The organism is Butyricicoccus porcorum (genome assembly GCF_002157465.1).
In the GTDB taxonomy this organism is placed as follows: domain Bacteria; phylum Bacillota; class Clostridia; order Oscillospirales; family Butyricicoccaceae; genus Butyricicoccus_A; species Butyricicoccus_A porcorum.
Genome location: NZ_NHOC01000002.1, coordinates 125,647 through 151,262, shown reverse-complemented (window position 1 = coordinate 151,262; position 25,616 = coordinate 125,647). Strand labels below are relative to the sequence as shown.

General features: G+C 52.0%; 17 protein-coding genes, 1 tRNA gene, 2 pseudogenes and 1 riboswitch. Of the genes and pseudogenes, 7 read left to right on the top strand and 13 right to left on the bottom strand.

All coding sequences use genetic code 11. From position 1 onward, the window contains the following. Positions 1–28 precede the first annotated feature (28 nt). The 3 genes from CBW42_RS02075 to CBW42_RS02065 all read right to left on the bottom strand — a co-directional run bounded on the left by CBW42_RS02075 (position 29) and on the right by CBW42_RS02065 (position 5,914). A complete protein-coding gene (locus CBW42_RS02075) occupies positions 29–1,285 on the bottom strand; it encodes a 2-hydroxyacyl-CoA dehydratase (RefSeq protein ID WP_087017264.1) in 1,257 nt (418 codons plus the stop codon). Continuing rightward, the gene (locus tag CBW42_RS02070) at positions 1,269–4,235 is read right to left on the bottom strand and encodes an acyl-CoA dehydratase activase-related protein (RefSeq protein ID WP_087017262.1); all 2,967 of its coding nucleotides are present in this window, start codon (positions 4,233–4,235) and stop codon (positions 1,269–1,271) included. The genes CBW42_RS02075 and CBW42_RS02070 overlap by 17 nt, the downstream gene beginning before the upstream one ends. Before the next feature lie 242 nt (positions 4,236–4,477). After that, the gene (locus tag CBW42_RS02065; protein ID WP_087017260.1) at positions 4,478–5,914 is read right to left on the bottom strand and encodes an AMP-binding protein; all 1,437 of its coding nucleotides are present in this window, start codon (positions 5,912–5,914) and stop codon (positions 4,478–4,480) included. Between the two features lie 205 nt (positions 5,915–6,119). Next, positions 6,120–6,220: riboswitch (SAM riboswitch) on the top strand. 87 nt (positions 6,221–6,307) lie between these two features. On the opposite strand from CBW42_RS02065, the gene metK reads away from it, so the two are divergent. Continuing rightward, entirely contained in the window at positions 6,308–7,498 is a 1,191-nt protein-coding gene (metK, locus tag CBW42_RS02060; protein WP_087017258.1) for a methionine adenosyltransferase, read from the top strand. A 123-nt stretch (positions 7,499–7,621) separates the two neighbouring features. Here metK and CBW42_RS02055 read toward each other — a convergent pair whose 3' ends face one another. The 6 genes from CBW42_RS02055 to ppdK form a co-directional block, all read right to left on the bottom strand. Next, positions 7,622–8,608, bottom strand: coding sequence for an ABC transporter permease subunit (locus CBW42_RS02055; protein ID WP_087017256.1), 987 nt, complete (start codon positions 8,606–8,608; stop codon positions 7,622–7,624). 19 nt (positions 8,609–8,627) lie between these two features. Then, entirely contained in the window at positions 8,628–10,127 is a 1,500-nt protein-coding gene (locus tag CBW42_RS02050; RefSeq protein ID WP_205703604.1) for a sugar ABC transporter ATP-binding protein, read from the bottom strand. 134 nt (positions 10,128–10,261) lie between these two features. Continuing rightward, positions 10,262–11,299 (bottom strand): sugar ABC transporter substrate-binding protein, encoded by a 1,038-nt coding sequence (locus CBW42_RS02045; protein ID WP_087017253.1) that lies wholly within the window; start codon positions 11,297–11,299, stop codon positions 10,262–10,264. Positions 11,300–11,474: 175 nt separating this feature from the next. Further along, positions 11,475–11,642, bottom strand: coding sequence for a hypothetical protein (locus tag CBW42_RS14590; protein ID WP_165761014.1), 168 nt, complete (start codon positions 11,640–11,642; stop codon positions 11,475–11,477). Positions 11,643–12,029: 387 nt separating this feature from the next. After that, on the bottom strand, positions 12,030–13,049 hold the full coding sequence (locus CBW42_RS02040; protein WP_087017251.1) for an aromatic acid exporter family protein: 1,020 nt from the start codon (positions 13,047–13,049) through the stop codon (positions 12,030–12,032). Between the two features lie 90 nt (positions 13,050–13,139). Further along, positions 13,140–15,764 (bottom strand): pyruvate, phosphate dikinase, encoded by a 2,625-nt coding sequence (gene ppdK, locus CBW42_RS02035; RefSeq protein ID WP_087017249.1) that lies wholly within the window; start codon positions 15,762–15,764, stop codon positions 13,140–13,142. Positions 15,765–16,156: 392 nt separating this feature from the next. On the opposite strand from ppdK, the gene CBW42_RS02030 reads away from it, so the two are divergent. The 5 genes and pseudogenes from CBW42_RS02030 to CBW42_RS02010 form a co-directional block, all read left to right on the top strand. Next, positions 16,157–17,143 carry an LCP family protein gene (locus CBW42_RS02030; protein ID WP_087017247.1) on the top strand — a complete coding sequence of 329 codons (987 nt, stop codon included), beginning with the start codon at positions 16,157–16,159 and terminating at the stop codon, positions 17,141–17,143. Positions 17,144–17,347: 204 nt separating this feature from the next. Continuing rightward, positions 17,348–18,445 carry a glycerol dehydrogenase gene (locus CBW42_RS02025; protein ID WP_087017245.1) on the top strand — a complete coding sequence of 366 codons (1,098 nt, stop codon included), beginning with the start codon at positions 17,348–17,350 and terminating at the stop codon, positions 18,443–18,445. A gap of 220 nt (positions 18,446–18,665) precedes the next feature. Further along, positions 18,666–20,633 carry a hypothetical protein gene (locus tag CBW42_RS02020; RefSeq protein WP_087017243.1) on the top strand — a complete coding sequence of 656 codons (1,968 nt, stop codon included), beginning with the start codon at positions 18,666–18,668 and terminating at the stop codon, positions 20,631–20,633. A 154-nt stretch (positions 20,634–20,787) separates the two neighbouring features. Continuing rightward, positions 20,788–20,863, top strand: a tRNA-Pro gene (locus CBW42_RS02015). A 500-nt stretch (positions 20,864–21,363) separates the two neighbouring features. Next, positions 21,364–21,612 (top strand): annotated as a pseudogene (locus tag CBW42_RS02010) (transposase); the annotation flags it as partial. Here the strand turns inward: CBW42_RS02010 and CBW42_RS14905 are convergent. The 3 genes and pseudogenes from CBW42_RS14905 to CBW42_RS02000 all read right to left on the bottom strand — a co-directional run bounded on the left by CBW42_RS14905 (position 21,605) and on the right by CBW42_RS02000 (position 23,131). Next, positions 21,605–21,931: a hypothetical protein gene (locus tag CBW42_RS14905; RefSeq protein ID WP_242969774.1), complete on the bottom strand. Its 327-nt coding sequence runs from the start codon at positions 21,929–21,931 to the stop codon at positions 21,605–21,607. The pseudogene CBW42_RS02010 and the gene CBW42_RS14905 sit on opposite strands and share 8 nt — an antisense overlap. Positions 21,932–22,033: 102 nt before the next feature. Continuing rightward, a pseudogene (locus CBW42_RS15140) lies at positions 22,034–22,339 on the bottom strand (transposase); the annotation flags it as partial. A gap of 168 nt (positions 22,340–22,507) precedes the next feature. Beyond that, on the bottom strand, positions 22,508–23,131 hold the full coding sequence (locus CBW42_RS02000; RefSeq protein ID WP_087017236.1) for a formate/nitrite transporter family protein: 624 nt from the start codon (positions 23,129–23,131) through the stop codon (positions 22,508–22,510). A 279-nt stretch (positions 23,132–23,410) separates the two neighbouring features. Between CBW42_RS02000 and CBW42_RS01995 the strand changes: the two genes are divergently transcribed. Then, a complete protein-coding gene (locus CBW42_RS01995) occupies positions 23,411–24,874 on the top strand; it encodes a GH25 family lysozyme (RefSeq protein WP_087017234.1) in 1,464 nt (487 codons plus the stop codon). 53 nt (positions 24,875–24,927) lie between these two features. Here CBW42_RS01995 and tsaA read toward each other — a convergent pair whose 3' ends face one another. Then, the gene (gene tsaA / locus CBW42_RS01990) at positions 24,928–25,614 is read right to left on the bottom strand and encodes a tRNA (N6-threonylcarbamoyladenosine(37)-N6)-methyltransferase TrmO (protein ID WP_087017232.1); all 687 of its coding nucleotides are present in this window, start codon (positions 25,612–25,614) and stop codon (positions 24,928–24,930) included. Between the last annotated feature and the right edge of the window lie 2 nt (positions 25,615–25,616).

Sequence of the window (25,616 nt, the reverse complement as noted above, 5' to 3'; positions counted from 1 at the left end):
GAAACCTCCGCGCCGGTAGAATTTCTGTTTACTTTGCGGCAGACAGCATCAGCTTGATGCGGTTCTCCTGATTGATGCGAGATGCGCCCGGGTCATAATCGACGCTGACAATATTTGCCTGCGGGTACGCCGCGCGGATCTTACGGATCATGCCCTTGCCTGCAATATGATTCGGCAGGCAGCCGAACGGCTGGGTCAGGACGATATTCGGCACGCCCTCTTCGATCAGCTCGACCATTTCAGCCGGCAGCAGCCAGCCCTCACCCATTTTGACGCCGGGGCTGATGATCTTCTGCGACAGCTTGCGCACCCGGTCAAACTCCATCGGCGGGCGGAAATGCCCATCGCGCCGGATGACGCGGATCATATCCTTCTGCTTGTCCAGCAGGAAACGGTAAACCGCCTGCATCACGGCTGCATTGCCCGCATTGCGTCCATACAGGTTGAAGTCGATGATGCCGTTATAAATACAATACAGGCAAAAATCCAGCAGGCCGGGCAGTACCGGCTCCGTGCCCTCGCTCAGCAGGAACTTTTCCAGATTATTGTTGCCGAGCGGCGAGAACTTGACATAGATTTCACCGACGATGCCGACCTTTTTCTTCGAGCCAAAGTCCTTCAGCTCAACCTGCGCAAAGCGCTTGCAGATGAGAAAATACAGCATCTTTACCTGCTTGTAGCGAATAAACTTATCACCTGCAAAATCTTGCGAAATCTTGCGCACCAGATCATCAACTGCCTTGTCGCAGTCGCCCTTGTGCACCTCATACGGGCGGCACTGGTTGTGAATCTGCATGATGAAGTCGCCCAGCAGCACGCCATATGCGACCTGAATCAACGCCTTCGGTGTCAGCTTGAAGCCCGGATTTGCGTCCTTCTCCAGGCCGGAGAAATTGACGGAAATGACCGGAATATAACCAAAACCGCTCTTAATCAACGCCTTGCGCAGCAGATGAATATAATTGGAGGCACGGCAGCCGCCGCCTGTCTGCGTAATCATCAGCGCGACCTTATGGGTGTCGTATTTGCCCGATTCCAGCGCATCGATGAACTGTCCGATGACAAGAAGTGCCGGATAACACGTGTCATTATGTACATTCTTCAGACCACACTCCGCGATGTTCGGCCCTTCGGTCTCGAGCACCTCCATATGATAGCCATAGTTTGCCATAATTGCGGTAACCAGCTTGAACTGTACCGGCAGCATATTCGGTATCAGGATGGTGTAGTCTTTTTTCATTTCCTCCGTAAACGGAACGTGCGGAAGCTTACGATTTTCCGGCATTCTTTCTTCCCTCCTCTACTGCTGCAATCATACTGCGGATACGGATTTTCGCCGCACCGAGGTTGTTAATTTCATCAATTTTCAGCTGTGTATAAATTTTGCCGCCGTCTTCCGTGATGGCACGCATTTCGTCGGTTGTGATGGCATCAATGCCGCAGCCGAACGAAACCAACTGAATCAGCTGTGCATTCGGCCTGTGTACCGCCCAGTTTGCGGCGGCATACATGCGGGAATGATAGGTCCACTGGTTGAGGACATTGACAACCGGCATGTCTCCCAGCGGTGCAACGGCGTCCTCGGATACAATGACCATGCCATAAGACTGAATCAGACGGTCAATGCCGTGATTGATCTCCGGGTCAATATGGTACGGACGACCTGCAATAACGGCGATATCCAGCCCGTGCTCATCAGCATAGGCAATTGCCTTTTTGCCCTCCGCAGCAACATCCGCATAGTAGCGGTCCAGCTCGGCATAAGCCGCGAGTGCCGCGTCCTTGACCATGCGCTTGTTGATATGCTTGTATTTCTTCGAGAACAGCTCACCTGCGGATTTAATAAAGTCCTTCTGGCGTCCCAGCTCATAATATGGCATCATGAAGTCCACATCCTTGAGGTGGTTCATGTTGGCGATCAGCAGTTCTGGATAATACGCGACAACCGGACAGTTATAGCAGTTATCCGTGCGGTGCTCATCCAGATTATATGTCATACACGGATAAAAAATCGCATCTACGCCCTTGCTCAGCAGATTTTCGATGTGTCCGTGCATCAGCTTCGCCGGATAGCAGACAGTATCTGACGGAATGGAATTCTGTCCCTGTGCGTACAGTGCACGCGTGGAAACATCCGACAGCACGACCTCAAAGCCCAGCTTGGTGAGGAACGTATGCCAGAACGGCAGCAGTTCAAACATGTTCAGGCCAAACGGTAGGCCGATGCGCGCGACACCCGGCTTGCTCTTCTCGCGGTACTCCTGCAAACGGTTCAGCTTGTATTCATACAGGTTCGGCAGCTTGAGCTTGTCCCCGCCGCCCAGCGGGCGCTCACAGCGGTTGCCAGAGATGAACTTGCGCCCACCCGGGAACATAGATACCGTGAGCGAGCAGTGGTTGGTACACATGCCGCACTTGACTGTGTTTGTTTTGTGCGAAAAATGCTCCAGCTCGTCGCGGGAAATCAGCGTAGAGGCTTCGCCGCAGTTTACCTTTGCATGCAGCGCTGCACCATATGCACCCATCAAACCGGAAATCGCCGGACGGGTGACATTGCGCCCGATTTCCATCTCAAACGAACGCAGAATGGCGTCATTGAGGAAGGTACCGCCCTGTACGACGATATGCTTGCCCAGATCATCCGGCGAATGTGCACGGATAACCTTATACAATGCGTTTTTGACAACGCTGACTGACAGACCGGCAGAAATTGCGTCAATGCCTGCGCCATCCTTCTGTGCCTGCTTGACCGACGAGTTCATGAAGACCGTGCAGCGCGAGCCGAGATCAATCGGATGCTCCGCGAACAGACCCAGACGGCAAAATTCCTCGATGCTGTAGCCCATCGAACGCGCGAATGTCTCGATAAACGAGCCGCAGCCGGAAGAACATGCCTCATTCAGAGAAATATTGTCAATGCAATTGTTTGCAATTTTAAAGCATTTGATGTCCTGACCGCCGATATCGATGATAAAATCGACATCCGGTTCAAAATGGCGCGCCGCCTTGAAGTGTGCCATCGTCTCGACGAGTCCGAAATCTACACCGAACGCATTGAGAATCAAAGCCTCACCGTAGCCGGTAACCGCAGACCCGACAATCTGAATGCGGTCACCGCACAGGTCATACAGCTTGAGCAGCTGTTCCCGCACGACATCCACCGGATTGCCCTTGTTCGGGCTGTAATAGTTGTACAGCATCTGGCAGTCCTCACCGATGAGGACGAGCTTGGTCGTTGTCGAACCGCAGTCGATGCCAAGATATGCCTTGCCGCTGTATACCGTCACGTTCTGGCGCATGATATCGCTGGAATTGTGGCGGCGGCGGAATTCCGCATACTCCTCTTCGCTGCGGAACAACGGGTCAAGTGTTGCGGTTTTGACCGGCTCTCCCGCCGTTTTTTCCAGCGTGTCCAGCAGCTCATCATAGCTGTACGTGCGCCCATTGGTATCCTTTGCATAGCACGCCGCACCTGCCGCAATTGCATATGGTGCAATCTCCGGGAAATGCGCATGCTCGTCCGACAGCTCCAGCGTCTCCTGGAAGCGCTTTTGCAGACCCTTAAAGAAGAACAGCGGGCCGCCGAGGAACAGCACATCGCCCTCAATCTCGCGTCCCTGCGCCAGTCCGGTCAGTGTCTGATTGACGACCGCCTGGAAGATGGATGCCGCGACATCCTCCTTGCGCGCGCCCTCATTGAGCAACGGCTGGATATCACTCTTGGCGAACACGCCGCAGCGCGAAGCGATGGTATAAATGCGCTCCGCATTCAGCGACAGGCGATCCATTTCGTCCGGACGGACGTCGAGCAGCACTGCCATCTGGTCAATAAAAGCACCTGTACCGCCGGCACAGGAGCCATTCATTCGTTCTTCCAGCTGGCCAGTCAGGAACACAATTTTCGCGTCCTCACCGCCCAGCTCAATGACAACATCTGCCTTCGGCACAAAGGTACCGACGCATTTACGCGTTGCAAAGACCTCCTGCACAAAGTCGACACCGCTTGCCTTCGCCACGCCAAGGCCGGCGGAGCCGGTAATCGCCGCGCGGATATCCGCGTTTCCGATCACCTTTTTCGCATCGCGCAGCATCTCGCACGCCTTCTCCCGCACCTTGGAGAAGTGACGCTCATATTTCTGATACAAAATTTCCAAACGGCCGGTTTTTTCGTTCTCCCCGGCCGCGACAAGTTTTACTGTGGTTGATCCAATGTCAATTCCTAAATACACATTCATACAATATCCTTTTCCAACCTCCGCCTGCCTGACGGAACGGCAAATGAGATAAAATACAATACTATTATCAATATCTTAGCGATTTCGCGAGAAATAGTCAATAATTCTCGGCATCCTTCCGTTAAGATTCTGTTTTTTTTACAGAATCGAAACACGTTCCCTTCCCAGCAGAACAAAAGATGCACAAAGCCGGTGACAAAACGTCACCGGCTTATCAAATGCAATTCAATTTGTTAGAATCTTTACTCCAGGCGGTCGCGGTCGAGCTTGCCGTTTTCAGTCATCGGCAGTGCATCGACGATGCGGACAATACCCGGAATCATATGACTCGGCAGATGCGGACGCGCAGCGGCACGCACCTGTCCCGGCGTCATCTCGCGGTTCAGCGTGACATATGCAACCAGATGGCCATAGCGCTCCACAACGCCGCAGCCTGTGACACCCTTGATGTGGCACATATGGTTTTCAACGTCACCCGGCTCGATACGGTAGCCGTTGACCTTAATCAGGCTGTTCTTACGATAGCTCCAGAACAGGCGGCCGTCCTCCGTGATAAAGCCGATATCACCTGTACGCAGTGCCGGCTTGCCGTCAATCGTGCAGTAACCACCGCTCTCTCCACGGCCATAGCCAGCCGTAACGCTGTCGCCGATCAGAACGATTTCACCCTCATCATTCGGTGCCAGAACGGCATCCCCCTGCATGATGCGGATCTCGGTGGCGGCAGTCTCCACAATGCCGACCGGCAGGCGGTCGTCGCACATATCATCCGTAATCTGCGCAGCGCACACGTTGCAGGTTGCCTCGGTCGGACCATAGGCGTTGAATACCATCAAATCTTCATCAAAGCGCTGTAACAGGCGGCGCACGGTGCCCGGATGCAGCGATTCACCGGACAGATAAATGACACGCAGCTTGGGCATCATCTCACGCTTAAACCGGCCGCTGCGCATGAGGAATTCTGCCATGGTTGGCGTAATGACCATCAGCACCGCATCGCTCTCCGTAATATGCGGATACAGATCGGACAGGTGCTGCTGCTGCTCAGAGGTCGTCGTCACCAGCGCACGTCCGTGGGTCAGCGCGTAATAAATATCCACCATCGACAGGTCGATGGAGAACATCGCCATATTGAGCACGTTGCCTTCCATCTCATCGGTCAGCGGAATGGCGCGGTCAATCCAGTCGATAAAGTTGTTCAGATTGCGGCGGGTTGCCTTTACGCCCTTCGGCTCACCCGTGCTGCCCGATGTATAGATGATATATGCCAGTACATCATCATCGATTTCTTCCGGCAGTGTGACAGCCTCTTCCGGCGGGTTTTCCGACAGTGCAACGATGTTCTCGGTGCGGATTTCCCCGGCGCCGGCAAAGCCGCGTCCAACCGCACACAGCACAAGTCCTGCTTCTGCCTGTGCCGCAATGGCCTTGCGGCGGGATACCGGCTGCGCCGGGCTGACCGGAATATACGCTGCGCCCGCGCGCAGGCAGGCAACATATGCAACTATCATACTGTATTCCTTATGTCCATAAACAATGACACGCGATGCACGGCATGCAACAATATGCTTTGCAAGATTTTCACTCCTGCGGTACAGCTCACCGTATGTGATGGAACCTGCGGATGATACGCACGCCACTGCATCCTCAGGATAGGAAAAAATCGACGAAATATTCATTGCACTTTCTCTCCTGTCTTATCAAAATTTGTACGGAGTATGCCCCGTTATCCAAAAGTTCCACTTGGTTACATATAAAAATATACCATGTAAACCACTTTGTTTCAACCGAATTTTGCGATTTTCTAACTATTTTTGAAGGAATTTAGAATTTACTCTTGACAGTTACCATGAAATGAATTAGGATATTACCAACAACGAAATATCCTTATCAAGAGAGGTGGAGGGATCGGCCCTATGAAGCCCGGCAACCTGCGTCCGTGCAAGGTGCCAAATCCGACGGCGTATCAGATCGAGAGATGAGGTAGTTCTTCAACGCTCTGCTTACGCAGTGCGTTTTTTATTTTCTGATTTTGTTATCAAAATATCCCAACGAAAGAGAGGATTCCAACTATGGGCAAATTTTTATTTACATCTGAATCTGTAACCGAAGGACATCCGGATAAAATCTGCGACCAGATTTCCGACGCTGTCCTTGACGCAATCCTGGAAAACGATCCGCAGGCGCGTGTTGCCTGCGAGACCACCGTTACCACCGGCCTGATCTCCATCATGGGCGAGATTTCCACCCACTGCTATGTAGACATCCCGAAAATCGCACGCGGTGTTGTGCGCGAAATCGGCTATGACCGTGCAAAATACGGTTTCGACTGTGATACCTGCGCCGTTGTTACGACGCTGGACGAGCAGTCCTCCGATATCGCAATGGGCGTCGACAAGGCGCTGGAAAGCAAGGCGGATGAGACAGCCGATCTCACCGGTGGCGCCGGCGACCAGGGCATGATGTTCGGTTATGCCTGCAATGAAACGCCTGAGCTGATGCCGCTGCCGATCTCTCTCGCTCACAAAATGGCAAAGAAGCTGACCGAGGTACGCAAGGCCGGTGTTGTGGATTACCTCCGTCCGGACGGCAAGACTCAGGTGACGGTTGAGTATGACAAGGACACCAACAAGCCGGTTCATATCGACACGGTTGTCCTGTCCACCCAGCACGGCCCGGAGGCTTCCCTCGAGCAGATTCGCAGCGATATGATCGAGTATGTCATCAAGCCGACGCTTCCGGCCGATCTGTTCGATGAGAAGACTCGCATCTTTGTCAACCCGACGGGACGCTTTGTCATCGGCGGTCCGCAAGGCGACTCCGGTCTGACCGGCAGAAAGATTATCGTCGACACCTACGGCGGTTCGGCTCCGCACGGCGGCGGTGCATTCTCCGGCAAGGACCCGACCAAGGTTGACCGTTCTGCTGCTTATGCTGCACGTTATGTCGCCAAAAACATCGTCGCAGCTGGCCTCGCAGACAAGTGCCAGATCCAGCTCGCCTATGCCATTGGCGTGGCACAGCCGGTTTCCATCCTGGTTGACACCTTCGGCACCGGCGTTGTCGACGACGAAGTGCTCGAAACCGCAGTGGAGAAGGTCTTCGACCTGCGTCCGAGTGCCATCATCCGCGATCTCGACCTGCGCCGTCCGATTTACCGGAAGCTCGCGGCGTACGGTCACATGGGACGCACTGACCTCGATGTTGCATGGGAAAAGACCGACCGCATCGACGCGCTCAAGGCCGCTGTCGCTGCCCGATAAGTTCAACACAGACATCAAACTACGCCCGCAAATGCGGGCGTAGTTTTTTTGCATATAGGCATAAAAGCGGGCTGTGGATTTCTCCACAGCCCGCTGTCCTTCGTTTTGAAAAGAGAAAAGATCTTACGGCTTCTTCGCGTTCTTTCTCATATCAACAACTACGGCGCCTACGATGATGAGACCCTTGATAATCTGGGTCAGGTTATCGTTTGCACCCAGCAGAACCAGGCCGTTGTTGATAACGCCGAGAACGAGGATACCGGACAGAACGCCGGACATCCTACAAACACCACCGGTCTGGGAGGTGCCGCCTACGGTAGCTGCTGCGATTGCGTCGAACTCGTACTGCAGGCCGTTGGTGGACGGGTCAGCAGAACCGGTACGTGCTGCCAGCAGAGCGCCTGCAAGGCCTGCACAGATGCCGGACCACATATAAGTCAGAACGAGGTTCTTCTCTACGTTGATACCAGCTACGCGAGCTGCCTGATCGTTGCCGCCGATTGCGAAGATATTCTTACCGAACCGGCACTGGGTCATCATAAACCAGGAGATGATGAAGATCAGCAGGAAGATGAATACAACCATCGGGATGCCTGCAATCTTGTAGATTGCGAAGTTACGGAAGCTCTGATCCAGATTGGATACCGGAGCGGACGAATACATCTTAGCAAGTGCACGGCAGATCAGCTGAGAGCCGAGGGTTGCAATAAACGGATGAATGTGGGTGTAAGCTACCAGCCAGCCAACGATAATACCGATGACAGCACCGATAATCATACCGATAATGATACAAACAATTGCCGGCAGATGGATGCTGTGCAGTCTGTTCAGCGCGTCGGACTGCTGTGCAAAGGATGCGGAAATAACTGCTGCGAGAGCTGCTACGGAACCGGGGCCAAGGTCGATGCCCTTGGACAGGATGCACCAGCAGACACCACAGGTGATAATACCCTTAATGGATTCGGATGTAAACAATGTAGTCATGTTTGCGACCGTCAGGAATGCCGGACGCGCAATCGTCAGCAGGACTGCCAGAACGATGAGGACGAACCACATTGCGTTGTTAGACATGAATTTTTTGAAATCAAAGCCCTTTTTTGTTGCTTCCATGTTTCAGTCTCCCCTTTCTTTACTTTGCGGTAGCGAAATCGTTCTTTTCGCCGTGCGCATATTTCATGACTTCGTCAGAATCAAACGGTGTATCGCTTTCGCGGTTACGGTTGAGGATACCCATCATATGTCCTTCGTACATGACGATCATGCGGTCAGCCATACCGGATACTTCCGGAAGCTCGGAGGAAATCATGATAATTGCCTTGCCTTCACCGGCGAGCTTCGTGATGATGGAGTGAATTTCTGCCTTTGCACCGACGTCGATACCACGGGTCGGTTCATCGACAATCAGGATGTCCGGATCAAGCAGCAGCCAGCGCGCTACCAGAACCTTCTGCTGGTTACCACCGGAGAGGTTCATGATCTTCTGCTCCATGGAAGGAGTCTTGGTGCGCATTGCCTTATTCCACTTGATGGCATCTTCCTTCATCTTCTTATGATTCTGGGGGAAACCATAGTTCTTCAAGTTAGCCATAACGGTGTTCTCGGTAATGTCAAGCAGTCCGAAGATACCGTTTCCTCGACGGTCCTCGGTGAGAAGACCAATCTTGTTCTTGATCGCATCCTCCGGGCTCTTGATATGTACTTCTTCACCATTGATAAAGATCTGGCCAGCCGTTCTCTGGCGGATACCAAAGATGGTCTCTACAATTTCAGTACGGCCTGCGCCGACCAGTCCTGCAAAGCCGAGGATCTCGCCGCGGTGCAGGTCGAAGCTGACATGCTCAAACGCTCTGCCGGATGCCAGATCCTTGACCTCCAGAATAACGTCGCCGATCGGGCAGTCAACCTTCGGGAACATGTTGCCTACCTGGCGGCCTACCATCATGGTAACGAGCTTGTCTACGTCCAGATTTTCCGCACGGTCTGTACCGACGTACTCGCCATCGCGGAATACGGTAATATCATCACTAATGCGGAAAATCTCATCCATCTTATGAGAGATATAGATAATCGCAACGTTTTTCGACTTCAGATCAGCAATGATGCTGAACAGGTGCTCAACTTCCGTCTCAGTCAGAGCGGAGGTCGGTTCGTCCATAACGACGACCTTTGCGTCATAGGAAACTGCCTTTGCAATTTCTACCATCTGCTGCTTCGCAACCGTCAGATCCTTCATCATATCGTCCGGATTCAGATCGAGCTTCCACTTTTGGAACAGATCGAGTGCTTCCTGACGCGCCTTTTTGTGGTCGCACATGAGGGGATTCTTCATCGGGAAGCGACCAAGCCACAGGTTTTCACAGACGGTGCGTTCCGGGACCGGAGAAAGCTCCTGATGGATCATGGTAATACCGGAATTCATCGCCTGCAGCGGGTTTTTAAACTCTACTTCTTTGCCGTCGAAAATAATCTTGCCAGAGGTCGGCGGCTGAATGCCAATCAGACACTTCATCAATGTCGACTTACCTGCACCGTTCTCGCCCATGAGGGTATGGACAGTGCCGGGGCGAACCTTCAGCTGGACACCTTTCAGCGCCCGGACACCCGGGAATTCCTTGACAATGTCTTGCATTTCGAGGATATACTCTTCACTCACGTTTTGTTCACCCTGCCTTTCCTACTTGATAATTGGGGACGCCAGACATCGTCCGACGCCCCCAACGTCTCAACTCATTTTTCGTTGATACAGTCTCTCAAATGTACAACTTACATGTAATCAGCTACGTTATCCTTGGTTACCGGCTCGAACGGAACCCAGATAATGGAATCGCTGTAGGACTCGCCGTTGCTGTCCAGATCGTAATCCGTGCCTTCGTTGATTGCCTTACCAGCGATCAGGTTTGCGCATGCCATAACAGCACCAATGCCCTGGCCTTCCGGATTCTGGAATACGGTCATAGCCATCTTGCCGGACTCAACAGCTGCTGCGCCGTCCTTGGTGCAGTCGATACCAACGATCGGGAAATCGATGGTGATGCCTGCGTTCTCGCATGCTTCAACTGCGCCCAGAGCCATCGCGTCGTTGTTCGAAATGATGCAGTCGAATTCCTGACCAGAGGTCAGAACCGGGCTGATCTTGTCGATTGCCTTCGCGCGGTCGTACTCAGCTGCCAGCTCAACAACCGGAGTTGCCTTGATGCCGTTGTCCTCAAGAGCCTTTACAACGCCTGCGCAGCGCTTGATCTGGGAAACCTGACCAAGAATACCTTGGAGAAGGATGTACTTGATTTCGGTCTGGCCCTTGTCCTTGTAGTACTGTGCCAGATACTCGCCCTGGAAGTAACCGGAGGTGTCCTCATCGGAACCAACGAATGCTACGTTCTCTGCGTCGAGCACGTGGAGATCCGTAGGCGGACGGTTAACGAATACCAGCGGCATGTCGCCAGCTGCATCGACAATAGACTGAGCTGCATCGGAGTCAACCGGGTTGACGATTACAGCGTCTTCGCCGCCATTCTTAGCGGTTTCAACGAACTGAATCTGCTTCTGGGAGTCAGACTGTGCGTCCTGTGCGGTCAGCTTGTAGCCCTTTTCCGCTGCTGCCTTGGTAGCTGCTGCTTCGAGCGTGGACAGGAACTCATCGCGCTGTGCCATAACGAGCGTGATTTTTCCGCTCTCGCCAGAACCAGTAGATTCTGCTGAGCCATTGCCGCCGGAAGAACTGCCAGAGCTTCCGCAACCTGCCATCATGCCGACACAAGTGGCGCCGACAAGAAGCATTGCCATCATTTTCTTCAGTTTCATAGTTCTTCTCCTCTTCTTTTTTCGCCATGCGCGCTTGGGATTCACGCATGACTTTTTGGATGTATTCAGAATATCACTCAAATGTTACAATTGCAAGCGTTTCGGGAATTGTTTTGGTAAACTCACAAGATTTCATGCAACTTTTCCAAGAAAAACGCTCCGTTTTTGTATATTATTAACATCCATTTTTTTGCTCAAGCTCAATTGCATTTTTTCTTTTCTTCAATTGTCTGTGAAATATAGGATAATTTTTCCCATTTTCCACCATTCTCCCTGAATATTCTATAGAAATATTGCGTTCTGTTGTGATTTTTTGCGATTCTTTATTTGTGCAATCTGTCATTCATTTCCTTTTTATCCATGTTTTTTCTCGCTTTTTCTTCCAAATATTATCACTTAATTGCTGTTTTCTTTACTTTTTTCCTTTGGTTTTTTCCAATAATTAGTTTTTTCCGATAGATGCACACTGCACGCGTGCGCGTGCACATTGCGTGCATTCCGTCATTTTCTTAACGAATATGGATAAATGTCTCGCTGTTGCGTGTGCGTGCACGCTGTCTGTATTTCTTCTTTCCGTTTCGATTTCTCCCGCTCTCCGGCTAGCCCGTGCCGCATTGCCGCGCTTTCGCAAAATATTTCTTTTTACCGCATTCTATTTGTAAAAGAAAAAACAGCGGTGCAGGGGCTGTTTCGCCTCTGTACGCACTGTTTTCTGTCCCGGACTCCCATTTTACCGCCCGGATGTATTCCAGTAAATTTTTTTCTGCTTTTCGTCCAGTGTTTCGACAAATCGCTTTTTCAGCAACAAAAACTCCTCGATATCCATGAGAATGTGATACAAAATGGCACGATTTTCAAATTCCTGTCTGTCCTTCGGAAGCGGCTGATACTGCATCTGCTGAAAAATCTGTGTCAGTTGCTCCATCTGTGCATCCGTCGCATTGATTTCCACAACGTATTGTCTGAGATACAAAAGATAGCCGGATACAATCTCTGCCTGTCGCGGCATACACCGTATCCTGCGCATTTCCTCATGCAGATTGTGCAGCAGGCTGCACTGCCGCGCGCGCATTTCAAAATACCGGATATAATACGCCGGATGAGAGGCCCAGGTGTTGTCCTGATATTCATAGGCGCGTGCAACTGCACGCTCCAATTTGTCCTCCAGTTCCGTGATTTCCTCCCAGACACTGCGATCCATTTCACGGCCATGCAGATAATCCGCCAGCCCTTCCATAATGTCCTGCAACATCTGTTCCGTCTCACGCATACTGCGTATAATGGTCTTCTTCTGGTCAGGAAACAGCAGATTGAGCACAATTGCGATACAGATACCGATGCATACCAGCTGAAATTCATTTATCACGGCAGCCCCGGTAAATTCCTCCGCCATCACCAGATGGGCGCCCGCCACGACATTGACTGAAATGGACTGATCCCATTTGAGCATGTAACTGATAATGACAACGACAAACACATACACACCAAAAGCGAGCCAGGTGCTTTCCATATAATAGACCACCGTGCGCGCAGCTACCACAGCAAAACCAAACGACAGCAGGCGCGCCGATGCCAGCCGGACGGTTGCCCATTTTGTCGTAACGATGGAGAGCAGCGCAATCGTGCCCGCCGAAATGGCATAGTCCAGCTGCAACAGTTCCGCAATAAAAATTGCCATACAGCTGCCGATCGCAATTTTCAGCGCACGCACGCTGTTTTTTCTCCAGATTTCCCAATCCCAGCCTGTCATCCCGCGCCCCTTTTCCATTCTTCTTTTGAGAAAGCAGGGCACACCGCCGATCTCTCAGCAATGTGCCCTGCATATCAACCGTTTAACCGTTTATTTGTCTTCCAGTGCTGCCTGTGCTGCCGCGAGTCGTGCAATCGGCACGCGGAACGGCGAACAGGAGACATAATTCAGGCCAACCTTGTGGCAGAACGCAACCGAGGACGGGTCGCCGCCGTGCTCACCACAGATACCCATCTTGATATCCGGGCGGGTTGCACGGCCATTCTTTGCCGCCAGCTCGATCAGCTGACCAACGCCGCTCTGGTCGAGACGTGCAAACGGGTCGGATTCGTAAATCTTGGCGCCATAATAAGAGGTAAGGAACTTACCTGCATCGTCGCGCGAGAAGCCGAATGTCATCTGGGTCAGGTCGTTCGTACCGAAGGAGAAGAACTCTGCCTCCTCGGCAATTTCACCTGCCAGCAGTGCCGCGCGCGGGATTTCAATCATCGTGCCGATATGGTACTGCATATCAGAGCCCTTCTCGGCCTTGACCTGCTCCGCGACCTCGACGACGATGTCCTTGACAAATTTCAGCTCCTTGCGGTCGCCAACCAGCGGGATCATGATTTCCGGAACGATATCGTAGCCCTTTTCAGCCTTGACCTCAATCGCAGCTTCCATGACAGCGCGGGTCTGCATGCGTGCGATCTCCGGATACGTGACAGCCAGACGGCAGCCGCGGTGTCCCATCATCGGGTTGAACTCGTGCAGCTCGTCACACTTCTGCTGCACCTCCTCCGGCGTCATGCCCATGTCCTTCGCCAGCGCTTCGATGTCCGCCGGATCGGTCGGAACAAACTCATGTAGCGGGGGATCGAGATAGCGCACGGTCATCGGGCGGCCTTCGAGCGCCTCATACATCGCCTTGAAGTCGCCCTTCTGGAACGGCAGCAGTTCTGCGAGTGCTGCTTCGCGCTGCTCTGCCGTGTCAGACAGGATCATCTTGCGGATCTTCGGGATGCGCTCCGGCTCGAAGAACATGTGCTCGGTGCGGCACAGGCCGATGCCTTCCGCGCCCAGACGAACTGCGTTCGCGGTGTCCGCCGGAGTGTCCGCGTTGGTGCGCACGCGCAGCTTGCGGAAGCTGTCCGCCCACGCCATGATACGACCGAAGTCGCCGCTGACCGATGCGTCAACCGTCGGGATCATACCCTTATAAATCTTGCCGGTCGTGCCGTCGAGCGAAATTTCATCGCCTTCGTGGAACGTATAGCCGCCAAGCGTAAATACCTTTGCCTCTTCGTCGATCTGGATTTCACCGCAGCCGGAAACACAGCAGGTACCCATACCGCGTGCAACAACCGCCGCATGCGAGGTCATGCCGCCGCGGACGGTCAGAATGCCCTCAGATGCGTGCATGCCTTCGATATCCTCCGGCGAGGTCTCCAGACGGACAAGAATGACCTTTTCGCCGCGCTCTTCATGCGCTGCCTTGGCTTCCTCTGCGGTAAAATAAATTTTACCTGCCGCCGCACCGGGGGATGCCGGAAGCGCCTGTCCGATTTCCTCACCGTTCTTCAGGCCGTACGCATCAAAGGTCGGATGCAGCAGCTGGTCGAGCGACTTGGCTTCGATGCGCAGAACCGCTTCCTCCGGCGTAATGCGGCCCTCATCGACGAGGTCACATGCGATCTTCATTGCCGCAGCCGCCGTGCGCTTGCCGTTTCTGGTCTGGAGGAAGAACAGATTGCCCTCCTGAATCGTGAATTCCATGTCCTGCATGTCGCGATAATGATCTTCCAGGCGGTTTGCAATATCCATAAACTGTGCATAGCACTCCGGCAGGTCTTCCGCGAGGCGGGTAATCGGCTGCGGAGTGCGGATGCCCGCGACGACGTCCTCGCCCTGTGCGTTAATCAGGTACTCGCCAAAAATACCCTTTTCACCGGTGGACGGGTTGCGGGTGAACGCAACACCTGTGCCGGAGGTATCGCCCATATTGCCGAATACCATCGACTGTACGTTGACTGCGGTGCCCCAGTCGCCCGGAATGTCGTTCATGCGGCGGTAGACGATAGCGCGCGGGTTATCCCACGAACGGAATACCGCCTTGACCGCCTCCATCAGCTGCACCTTCGGATCCTGCGGAAATTCCGCGCCCATCTTTTCCTTATAAATCGCCTTATAGCGGCCAATCAGCTCCTTGAGGTCGTCTGCCGTCAGTTCCGTGTCATATTTGACACCGCGCGATTCCTTCAGCTCAGTCAGGATGCCTTCAAAGAACGATTTACTCATTTCCATGACGACATCGGAGAACATCTGGATAAAACGGCGGTAGGAGTCATAGGCAAAGCGCGGATTGCCGGTCTTCCGTGCAAAGCCCTCAACCGATACGTCATTCAAGCCGAGGTTCAGGATGGTATCCATCATGCCCGGCATGGACGCGCGTGCGCCGGAGCGAACAGAAACCAGCAGCGGATCGGACTCATCGCCAAACTTCTTGCCGCGCTGCTGCTCGAGCACGCCGAGTGCCGCGAAAATCTGATCCTGAATCTCCTGCGAAATCTGCTTGCCCTGCTTATAATAATCGGTGCATGCTTCCGTCGTCACCGTAAATCCATTCGGAATTGGAAGGCCGAGATTGGTCATCTCCGCCAGGTTTGCGCCCTTGCCTCCCAGAAGCGGGCGCATGTCCGCATTGCCTTCATGGAACTCATAAACCCATTTTTTCATATACTTTCCTCCTGTTTTATTTTGCATCTCTTACATTGTCACATCGATTTCTTTTGTATCACATGAGGATATTATAGCACATCTTACAAATTTTTGTACCATTTCCCACAAAATTTTTCGTGATTTTTTCCATCTTTTTCTTCTGTATACCCCATATGTCCACCAATTTTCTGTTAACCCGACAATTGCATCCCTTTATCACGTTAAACTGCACGGTTACTTTTTATTTGACTTTCGGGTATGTTTTGCTCATATATCCCGTCATTCCTCTGCGTGCCCGCACACATGTCTGGACTGTCCCGGTTACATTTCCTTCTCCTTTTTGTTGCCCTTCTGTTTCTTGCTTTTTCGCCATGGCGCGTGTATACTGAATACCATGAAGGAGGCATGTTATGAAAATCAAGTCGATTATCCTATATATTTGTATTATTTTAGTCGTTCTCGCAGGTATTCTGTTCGGTGCATACCGATATTTCTTCGGCGGACTGACACAGGACAAGGCCTTTGCAGAGATCGCCGCCAATCAGGCTGACCGCCTTGCCGTCAACGACGAGACAGATCTGGAAAACGCCAACATTGTCAACATCGCAATTTTCGGCATTGACAGTCAGGATAGTGACAAAGGCCGTTCAGACGCAACCATGATCCTGTCCGTCGACTACGAACACAATAAAATCAAGCTGTCCTCTATCGCGCGCGACACGCTGGTTTACATCCCGGACAAAGATGTCACCGAAAAATTTACACACGCCTATGCTTATGGGGGCGCACAGCTCGCAGTCAAGACGCTGAACACCAACTTCAACACCAATATCACCGATTATGTTGCCGTTAATTTCAGCGAAATGGCGGAAATTATCGATTTGGTCGGCGGCGTCGAGGTCGATCTGACCGAGGCGGAACGCGAACAGCTGCCGGATAACGACAGTCTCTCTGTCGGAGAAAACATCACGCTGAACGGAAAACAGGCTGTTTTCTATTCGCGTATCCGCAAAATCGACAACGACAACGCGCGCACCAGCCGCCAGCGCGAAATCATGGCATGCCTGTTCCGCAAGGCGCGCGATATGTCTGCCACGCAATACCCGACACTCATCCGCGAATGCCTGAGTCTGTGCACCACCTCTCTGGATTACACCGAAATCCTGTCGTTCTCCCAGATTTTGCTGCAAAAAGATCTCAAACTGGAGCAGTTCGCACTGCCCGGTGATTCAGTCGACGCATGGGGCGGCATTATGTCCTCCAGCGGTGCATGGTGTTACGTCTATGACCTTCGTGAGGCGTCCGATGCTCTGCTTACCTTTATATATGAAAGCATCTACACCAATTCCGACATAGAACTCCCGCCCGCAACCGTGGACCGGAGCGCAGTAAACTGAATTCTGAATCACAGCTGCCCTGCCTTCCCAGGGCAGCTGTTTTTGTCAGCATATACCATAAAGCTCTCGAATTATTTTCCGTATTGTTTTGTTTGTTCTTTACAACAGCAGAGGATTTTGATACACTTATGGGTAAGAGAAGGGAGAATGCTGGTTTTTATTGTGCCGATTCCCCTCAGGAAATAGGAAAGGAGTCATATTATTATGTCTTACGGTATCAAATCCCCTGCAAAATATGTACAGGGCAATGGAGAGCTTGCCAATCTGGGCCGCAACGCCAAGAAGATGGGTGAAAAATTCCTCGTCCTCTGTTCTGCAAACAACAAGAAGCGTGTCGGCGACGCAATTGAGGAAAGCCTGAAATCGGTTGAGAAGGAAGTTGTTTTCTGCGAGTTTAACGGCGAATGCTCCAAGGCGGAAATTTCCCGCGTGATGGAGGTTGTCACAGAAACCGGCTGTGATGTCGTCATTGGCGTCGGCGGCGGCAAGGTCATCGACACGGCAAAGGCTGTTGTCACCAACCTCGGCGGCTATCCGCTCATCATTATCCCGACCGTTGCATCCAACGACTCCCCGTGCAGCGGCGTCGCTGTTATTTATAACGAGGAAGGTGTTGTCATCAAGGCACTGCTGATGAAGCGCAACCCGGATCTCGTCCTGGTCGATACCGCAGTCATTGCAAAATCCCCGAAGCGCCTGTTGGTAGCGGGTATGGGCGATGCGCTGGCAACCTGGTTTGAGGCGCGCGCATGCAAAAATTCCGGTGCCAAGACCATGGCACGCGGCCTGTGCTCCAACACCGCACTGATGATGAGCAAGCTGTGCTATGACATCCTGATCCGCGACGGCGCAAAGGCACTCGAAGCACTCGAGGCCAAGGAGCCGAACGATGCACTGGACAATGTTGTTGAGGCATGCATTTATCTGAGCGGCGTCGGCTTTGAGAGCGGCGGCCTGGCAGCGGCACATGCAATCAATGACGGCTTTGCCTATGTCCCGCAGGCACACGGCATGTACCACGGCGAAAAGGTTGCCTTCGGCACACTGGCACAGCTGGTGCTGGAGAAGGCATCTGAAGACGAAATGAATCAGGTTCTCGCATTCATGAAGGATGTCGGTCTGCCGATGACGCTGGCTGACCTCGGTATCACCGATGTCAAGGAAGATGAAATCCGCAAGGTTGCTGAAGCTGCCTGCGTTCCGACCCAGTCCACCAAGAACCTGCGCAAGGATATCACGGCGGATGAGGTTTATGCCGCAATCATGGAAGCGGACAAAATCGGTACCGCATACAAGGCATAAGTTTGTACCATACCCTCTGCCACGGAAGACCGGATAGAACATAAATCATGCAGCGAGGTCGGGAGAACTGCCCGATCTCGCTTTTTTACGGGCATTCGGTCCGCTGTCTGACTGATTATTACATTTTCCTGCCTGTTTCTGTCAGTTCTCTCCACACTTTCATCAGAATGCGGTATAATGTTGTATCATAATTTTTATACAGGCAAATGAGGGAATTATCATGTCAAATATCTATGACGACAGAGGAATCTATCTGGGATCTGTCGATGAAAACGGATATATGTACGACAGTAGCGGAACCTATCTCGGAAGCATCCGGTCAGACGGAAGCATTTATGACGACACCGGAAGCTATCAGGGTGTCATCCGCAGCAACGGTTACATCTATCTCCACGGAAGCTATATAGGACTGATTACAGAGGAAGGTTATATCTATCAGAACAGTACGTATGTAGGCCATATAGATGGTTACCGCGGGCCAAACGCCGGAGCCAAAACAACCGCATCACCGTCTGCCGCTCCGAAGCCACACGCGAGCCGGCGCAGCGGGCAGCTTTCCGCTGCCTCTGTGGTATCATCTGCCGCTGAGAGCAACGGCTTTTGCGGCGCAATCGTAGGAGGTACCGTACTTGTCATCATATTTGCAATCGTTGCAATTGTGACAACAATTGTCCATGCCGTAACTGCCGTGTTGCAGACTGCGGGAAATATTCTCTTTTCCCCGACGGCAGTCGTTCTGTTGCTGCTTGCTTTCGCCTCCAGCGGTACACTCTGTCTGCTGCGCGACAAACAAAAAGGCGGACAGACAGCCACTGGAAAACAGCTGCCCTTGCTCTTTGCACTCAATCTGGCATTCTTTCTCGTGTGGATTGTGCTGCTGCTGGCGTGCACAGGGAGCCAGTTTACCGGTCTGTTGCTGACACGGCATGTCGCAGCCGGTCTCCTGCTGTCCGTGCCGATGACTATCCTCTCATGGCTGATTCTTTTGTGCATCAAAAACTGTCCGCCCAGTTCTACCCTGTACGGTGCTCTGATCCTCTTCGGCTGTGGTGCGGCGGCTACCGCCTCTGCCGTTCTCTATACAACCGAAGCTCTGTATACCTATGCCTATGCAGATGTACCGGTATCCAGTGAGTCCGGGTATACGCCGACCGGAGGCGGCACCTCCGATGTCGGAACCTCCGGCACAGAATGTGATCCGGATTATCTCCTTGGTTATGCCTACGGCAAATGGTATGATCTGGACTCTGACGCATGGATTCAATATAATTCCGATGACGATTCCATTGAATTTGGATTGGATGCGAGTGATTATCAGTATTATAACAATGTCAGATTGTTTGAGCTGTCTTCTGACGAAGCGGTATTGGATTACAATTATTGCGATTATGAAACGGAAAACTGGGACTGTGACCATTATGTTTATTACCTGCTGTCCATGTATAACCCGGATGGAACTGCCTGCGACCTGCATCTGTTCCAGTCCCGTTATATTGAGCAGGGTTCCTTTGATGTTTATGACCCGGAAACAGGAGCAATCTACAGCTTCGGCGTAGATGCTTCGGAGGAAGAACCGGCTGACCGTGCAGACCTGGAGGAAACCTCCGGCAGCACAGAGGAAGAAACACGCTCCGAAGAAAGTGAGAATCCATACGAAAGTGTAACGGATCTGTCAACCTATGAAACCTATGACAGCTCTGTCTCCTCCGCTTCCGAGCTGGATGACCGGTTTTCCTTCAGCTATCCGGCAGAGCTGTTCGATGATGTCGAGGAATTTGATTTGCTGGATCCATTTGATGTAGAGCTCAGCTCGACGCAGACCAATGCAACAGCAACATTTCATTGCAGACAGGCCACCGACAGCCTGTCTTACTGTAAATCATTTTACGAGGATACCTCCGACAGCCTGTACGATCCACAGAAAATTCTGTATAACGAAAGCTGCTCCGATGGCGCGGCCCGCTATATTGTCACCGGATATGGGAACGAGGAGCATACGTCGGAAATCTATGAGCTCGGAGCTTTTTTCCCGGACGACACCCTGATGACCATTCACATCTTCTATGATGTATCCGACGGCAACACGGATGAACTCCAGTATATGGTAGAATGCATGTACCGCATGTGCGGATTTTCCAACTCGTCGCAAAGCGCACGTTCCTATGACGACTATCTGTCCGACAGGTAATTCTGATATTTCAGTTGCAATGCAAACCATCGGTCAAAATGACCGATGGTTTGCATCGATCCGCACGCAGAAGCTGAACCTGGCGGCAGACTTTTCCACAAATTGTCCTTGCAATTGGATGTACGGTGTGCTATTATAGATAAGCAAGTTATTTCCGGGTGTAGCGCAGCTGGTAGCGCGCTTGACTGGGGGTCAAGAAGCCGCAGGTTCAAGTCCTGTCACTCGGACCAGATAAACAGCCCTGTTTCGCAAGAAACAGGGCTGTTTTCATACTCTTTTCATCTTACTTAAATTAATAATCAATCTTTTACAACAATTTTGCTCCAGTATCCCGCAACTGCCCGGTGGCAGAAGTTTCTTTTCTATTGTTGTACGCTCGGGAACGCCGCAGTGCAGAAAAAGGGCAGAAAACATCGAGCGTCTTCTTTCCAAACAGCGTATACTGAAACCTGTCAAGAGGTGAAACTCTGTCTATGTACAGAGTGTGGGATGATACATCTCCCCGCATCCAACTGGAACCGCGCGGAGAGCGCGGCTATATTGAACTGCGTGCAGTAAAACAGAAGTAATTCCCCCTTCCGCATAGACGAAAACCGGTACTGACAAGCAGTACCGGTGAGCCTGTCGAAGAACCCGGCTGCGCATTAAGCGAGAGCCGGGTTTTGGCACATATAGGGAAAAAGGGGGAAAATTGGAATAGGGAAATGGATTTTCCACTTCCACATAGCCCAGCACCTTCTTCGAATATCCCATGGAGATTCGGAAGATCATATACACGACGAACATTATTGAGGGGCTGAACCGCCAGTTCCGGCAAATGACGAAGAACAAGCCGTCGTTCACCAACGACGATTCCTTGCGCCGGATGCTTTATCTGGCCTCACAGCGGATTGTGAAGCACTGGCATCCCCGGTGCCAGAACTGGGATCTGATTCTGAGCCAGTTGGAGATCATGTTCGCCGACCGCAGCGTTACCTGATTCCCAGGCTGTAGGCTTCCCGGCAGGCTCTGGCAGCATTCACGCCCTGCGGGCGCGCATATTGCAGAGCCTGCACGGGAGAACGGTAGCCAAGGGAATTCAGGCCAGCACATGCGCAGAAAACTGCACCATTCTTGACATTTGTCGAATATCGCTTACACAAAATTCTACGGAGTACCTTTCTTGGCGGTGTTGAATCGTCATCATCGTTGAATGGCTTTTTGTCGTGTTCTTCGCGATCTCTGTTAATTTCTTCCCGCAGCTCCTTTGCATATCGTTTTGCTTCAACTGGAACAGCTTTTCGTGCTTTTTTCTTCATGTTTGCACTTGCTTTGATATGTGTCCCATCGATAAAAATTGCACTCGTATCCAGAAATCCTTCCTTTGCTGCTGTGTTCAATATCCACCGAAATATATATTCTACAGTTGCTGTTGTAAAACGATGCTTAAAATGATAGCTTACTGTTGAAAAATGCGGCACCTGCTCATTCAATGGATAACCGATAAACCACCTGTATGCAACATTCATATTCACTTCTTCCAGCGTCCGCCGGAGCGATGGTATCCCATATATGTGCTGTATCATTACAATCTTAAACAATACTACCGGATCGATACTTGGCCTGCCGTTGTCCTTGCAGTACAAATCATCTACAAATTCATAAATTTGTTTGAAATCTACTGCTGCATCTATTTTCCTCAGTAGATGATCCTCGGGCACTAACATATCCAGACTTACAATCTCTACTGCCTCTCTGTTTTCCTTCCCTTTTACTATCATTTTATCACCTGTCTCTCTTATCTTTATTATAACAGAAAAAGCCGCCTTTCGGCGACTTTTTCGACAGGCTGACCGGTACTGACAAGCAGTACCGGTTTTGGGTTTTTTCGGTTTTTATTTTCCCGGGCGCAGCAGCGGGATGAGCACGCCGCCGATACCGTTACCGAGAATAATAACTGCGACACAGATCACCGTGCGCAGCGACCACGCCGACCCGGCGAAGAAATAGAACATATCCGCAATGGAGTGTTCCATGCCGGACAGGATAAACACCGGCACACACAGGAATACACCGAGAATCTTTGTCAGCGGATCGGTGAATCTGCGATAGCCATCGACCGCTATGTACATCAGGATGCCGCAGCCGATGCCGAGCACAAGCAGACTGAGCAGCGAATCCCCCGTCTTGACCGCACACATCTCCGCCGCCTTTTCACACAGGGCGGTCTGCCGTGTCAAATGCAGACCGAGACCGATGATGCCGGTACCGACCAGATTGCCTGCAATCACGACCAGCAGCCGTCCGATATAATCCAGATTGCAGTTGTCCGGCAAATAGCCGACCATGCCGGTATACAGCGCCATGCCGCGCGTCACAACCGCAAACAGGCCGACTGAGAATAAAACTGCACCAACATATTTGTTGTCACACCCCAGAAACACTACGCCGCCGATGGCAATGCATATGCCTGCCGAAACGGCGCGGCGGAACAAATCCAATAACTTTTCTGACTGCATATTTCTTTCCTTTCCAGTCTGTTTTTCCGGCTTTTCACAGGAAATGCGTGCGAAAAATTCCGCCTGCCGGTTCGCATTGTCCTCACACGATTGTACACCGCCGACCTGCTGTTGTCAATCGGGCAGCTGTTTACGTGCTCTTTATAGCGAATTTTCTATATTTTGGAGCCAAGATAAAGTTCTTGCATTATTCGGAAACCTATGGTATAACTTATTTAGTATCGTTACAATTCGGTAACATCAAAAGGAACGTATGAAAACGCAAAAGGAAGGGAAGAAATGAAAAAAAGACTGCTGGCAGCATTCCTTGCTTTCACCTTCTGCGGCTCGGCGCTCACCGCGCTGGCTATCGAAAGCACGGAACCCATAAACCCAGACACGGTTGCCGCATACTCTGAGGCAGAGGATCCGCTCACAAGCCAGAAAAAAGGAGACTTGGTTGAATACACGCCCCCGGAATTTAACAGCGATAAGGCAGCCGGTAAGACTGCGCAGTACAGCTTCCTGACCGGGGAAACCTATCAGGTTCCCTCAGGCTACAATGTATTCCACGGCATTGATGTATCCAAATGGGAAGACGATATCAACTGGAGCAAAGTAAAAAATGCCGGGATTGACTACGCCATTATCCGCGTCGGTTACCGCGGCACAGGCAACGGTGCGCTGTCCGAAGACCCGATGTTTGATACATATATGGAAGGCGCCATCCATGCCGGTATTCCGGTCGGCGTTTACATCTATTCGCAGGCTCTGACCGTTGAAGAGGCGACCGCTGAGGCAAATTTTGTCCTCGAGCGCGTCCAGGAATATCAGATCTCCCTTCCGATTGTCATGGATTATGAATTCTGTGGCAACAGCGGACGCCTGTATCAGGCACATCTGTCCAAGTCCGAAATGACCAAAAATGCGCTTGCATTTTGTGAAACTATCTCCAACGCCGGCTATCAGCCGATGCTGTATGCAAACAAGAGCTTCCTGACTGACAATATCAATGCCAATGAGGTCGAGGACATTGCATCGATCTGGCTGGCACACTATACCACCAGCACCTCGTATTCCGGTGCCTATACTCAGTGGCAGTATTCCGATACCGGCAGGGTCAGCGGCATCAACACCGATGTCGACTGTAATTTCTATCTGACCAAGGGAGATCTGGTTCCAGATCCCGGCGATTCCGTCAAGGGCTTCACCGATGTGCTCTCGAGCAACTGGTATGCAGAGGCCGTATCGTTTGTCGTTGACCATAATCTGATGTCCGGCACTTCTGCTTCGACCTTCTCGCCCAACGTCGCACTGACCCGTGTGATGGCTGCACAGATTCTGTACAGCCTGTCCGGCAAACCGCCAGTTTCTTATTCCGCAGTTTACAAGGATGTCTCGGCGGACGCGTGGTACAGCGACGCTGTCATCTGGGCATACCAGAACGGCATTATGAGTGGCTATACCAATGGCACATTCGGTGTAAACGATGTCATCACCCGTGAGCAGATTGCAACCATCCTGTACAGCTACTCCAACAGGTACGGTGTAGACACATCCTCCCTGCAAAATCTGAACAAATACACGGACGCTTCCAAGATTTCCTCTTATGCTGTCACACCGATGCAGTGGGCAGTTGCCAACGGCATCATCAGCGGACGTACCTCAACTACCCTGGTGCCGCAGGGCTCCGCAACCCGTGCGGAATGCGCGGCAATGCTGAGAAGCTATCTGATTGGGATCGGCTCCTCCCTTCTTGCGTAATCATCTGAAATTCAAAAAGGCATTTCCGTTCTCAGCGGAAATGCCTTTTTTGGCTATGTCTGTGCGCACACGCCGCAGACAGTCAGTGTATCACCGTCTACACGAAATTTGATTTCCAGTCCGGCAAATGCCATGCCATAGATGCGCGTCGGGTCATTTTGATAAGACGGACGCGGATCATGCGCCAGCACGCCGCGCAGTGCCTCCTGCCGCTCCATCGGAATTTTATCCAGCCACTCTGCCGGAATGTTGACATGCAGTGCTGCGTCGCGCACCGGATGTGCAAACCCCTCTGATGCCTCCGGATGGCTGTCCGCATACGGAAGATACGGCTTGATATCATAAATTGGCGTGCCGTCCATCAGATCCGCGCCGGAGACATACAGCACCGGCCCATCCGGTGTATGCAGGTCAATGCCCGCCAGCCGAACGCTGGACAACCCGATGGGATTGGGGCGGAACGGCGAACGGGTCGCAAACACACCCATGCGCGTATTGCCGCCCAGCCGGGGCGGGCGCACTGTTGGCGACCATGTCTCACGGATGCCCTCGGAAAACTGCCAGATCAGCCAGATATGGGAAAAGCCGTCCAACCCACGCAGCGCATCCGGGTTGCGGAATTCCGGTTCAAAAACGATGGACGCCCGGAGTGCGTCAACAATACCGCTCTGACGTGGAATGCCAAACTTGGTCGGAAAATCCGTGTGGATCCGCGCAATTATTTTCATTTGATGTTCCATAT

Excerpts from the sequence above, each read along its gene's own strand:
- CBW42_RS02075 (WP_087017264.1), bottom strand. The coding sequence starts at position 1,285 with ATGCCGGAAAATCGTAAGCTTCCGCACGTTCCGTTTACGGAGGAAATG.
- CBW42_RS02070 (WP_087017262.1), bottom strand. The coding sequence starts at position 4,235 with ATGAATGTGTATTTAGGAATTGACATTGGATCAACCACAGTAAAACTT.
- CBW42_RS02065 (WP_087017260.1), bottom strand. The coding sequence starts at position 5,914 with ATGAATATTTCGTCGATTTTTTCCTATCCTGAGGATGCAGTGGCGTGC.
- metK (WP_087017258.1), top strand. The coding sequence starts at position 6,308 with ATGGGCAAATTTTTATTTACATCTGAATCTGTAACCGAAGGACATCCG.
- CBW42_RS02055 (WP_087017256.1), bottom strand. The coding sequence starts at position 8,608 with ATGGAAGCAACAAAAAAGGGCTTTGATTTCAAAAAATTCATGTCTAAC.
- CBW42_RS02050 (WP_205703604.1), bottom strand. The coding sequence starts at position 10,127 with ATGCAAGACATTGTCAAGGAATTCCCGGGTGTCCGGGCGCTGAAAGGT.
- CBW42_RS02045 (WP_087017253.1), bottom strand. The coding sequence starts at position 11,299 with ATGAAACTGAAGAAAATGATGGCAATGCTTCTTGTCGGCGCCACTTGT.
- CBW42_RS14590 (WP_165761014.1), bottom strand. The coding sequence starts at position 11,642 with ATGACAGATTGCACAAATAAAGAATCGCAAAAAATCACAACAGAACGC.
- CBW42_RS02040 (WP_087017251.1), bottom strand. The coding sequence starts at position 13,049 with ATGACAGGCTGGGATTGGGAAATCTGGAGAAAAAACAGCGTGCGTGCG.
- ppdK (WP_087017249.1), bottom strand. The coding sequence starts at position 15,764 with ATGAAAAAATGGGTTTATGAGTTCCATGAAGGCAATGCGGACATGCGC.
- CBW42_RS02030 (WP_087017247.1), top strand. The coding sequence starts at position 16,157 with ATGAAAATCAAGTCGATTATCCTATATATTTGTATTATTTTAGTCGTT.
- CBW42_RS02025 (WP_087017245.1), top strand. The coding sequence starts at position 17,348 with ATGTCTTACGGTATCAAATCCCCTGCAAAATATGTACAGGGCAATGGA.
- CBW42_RS02020 (WP_087017243.1), top strand. The coding sequence starts at position 18,666 with ATGTCAAATATCTATGACGACAGAGGAATCTATCTGGGATCTGTCGAT.
- CBW42_RS14905 (WP_242969774.1), bottom strand. The coding sequence starts at position 21,931 with ATGAAGAAAAAAGCACGAAAAGCTGTTCCAGTTGAAGCAAAACGATAT.
- CBW42_RS02000 (WP_087017236.1), bottom strand. The coding sequence starts at position 23,131 with ATGCAGTCAGAAAAGTTATTGGATTTGTTCCGCCGCGCCGTTTCGGCA.
- CBW42_RS01995 (WP_087017234.1), top strand. The coding sequence starts at position 23,411 with ATGAAAAAAAGACTGCTGGCAGCATTCCTTGCTTTCACCTTCTGCGGC.
- tsaA (WP_087017232.1), bottom strand. The coding sequence starts at position 25,614 with ATGGAACATCAAATGAAAATAATTGCGCGGATCCACACGGATTTTCCG.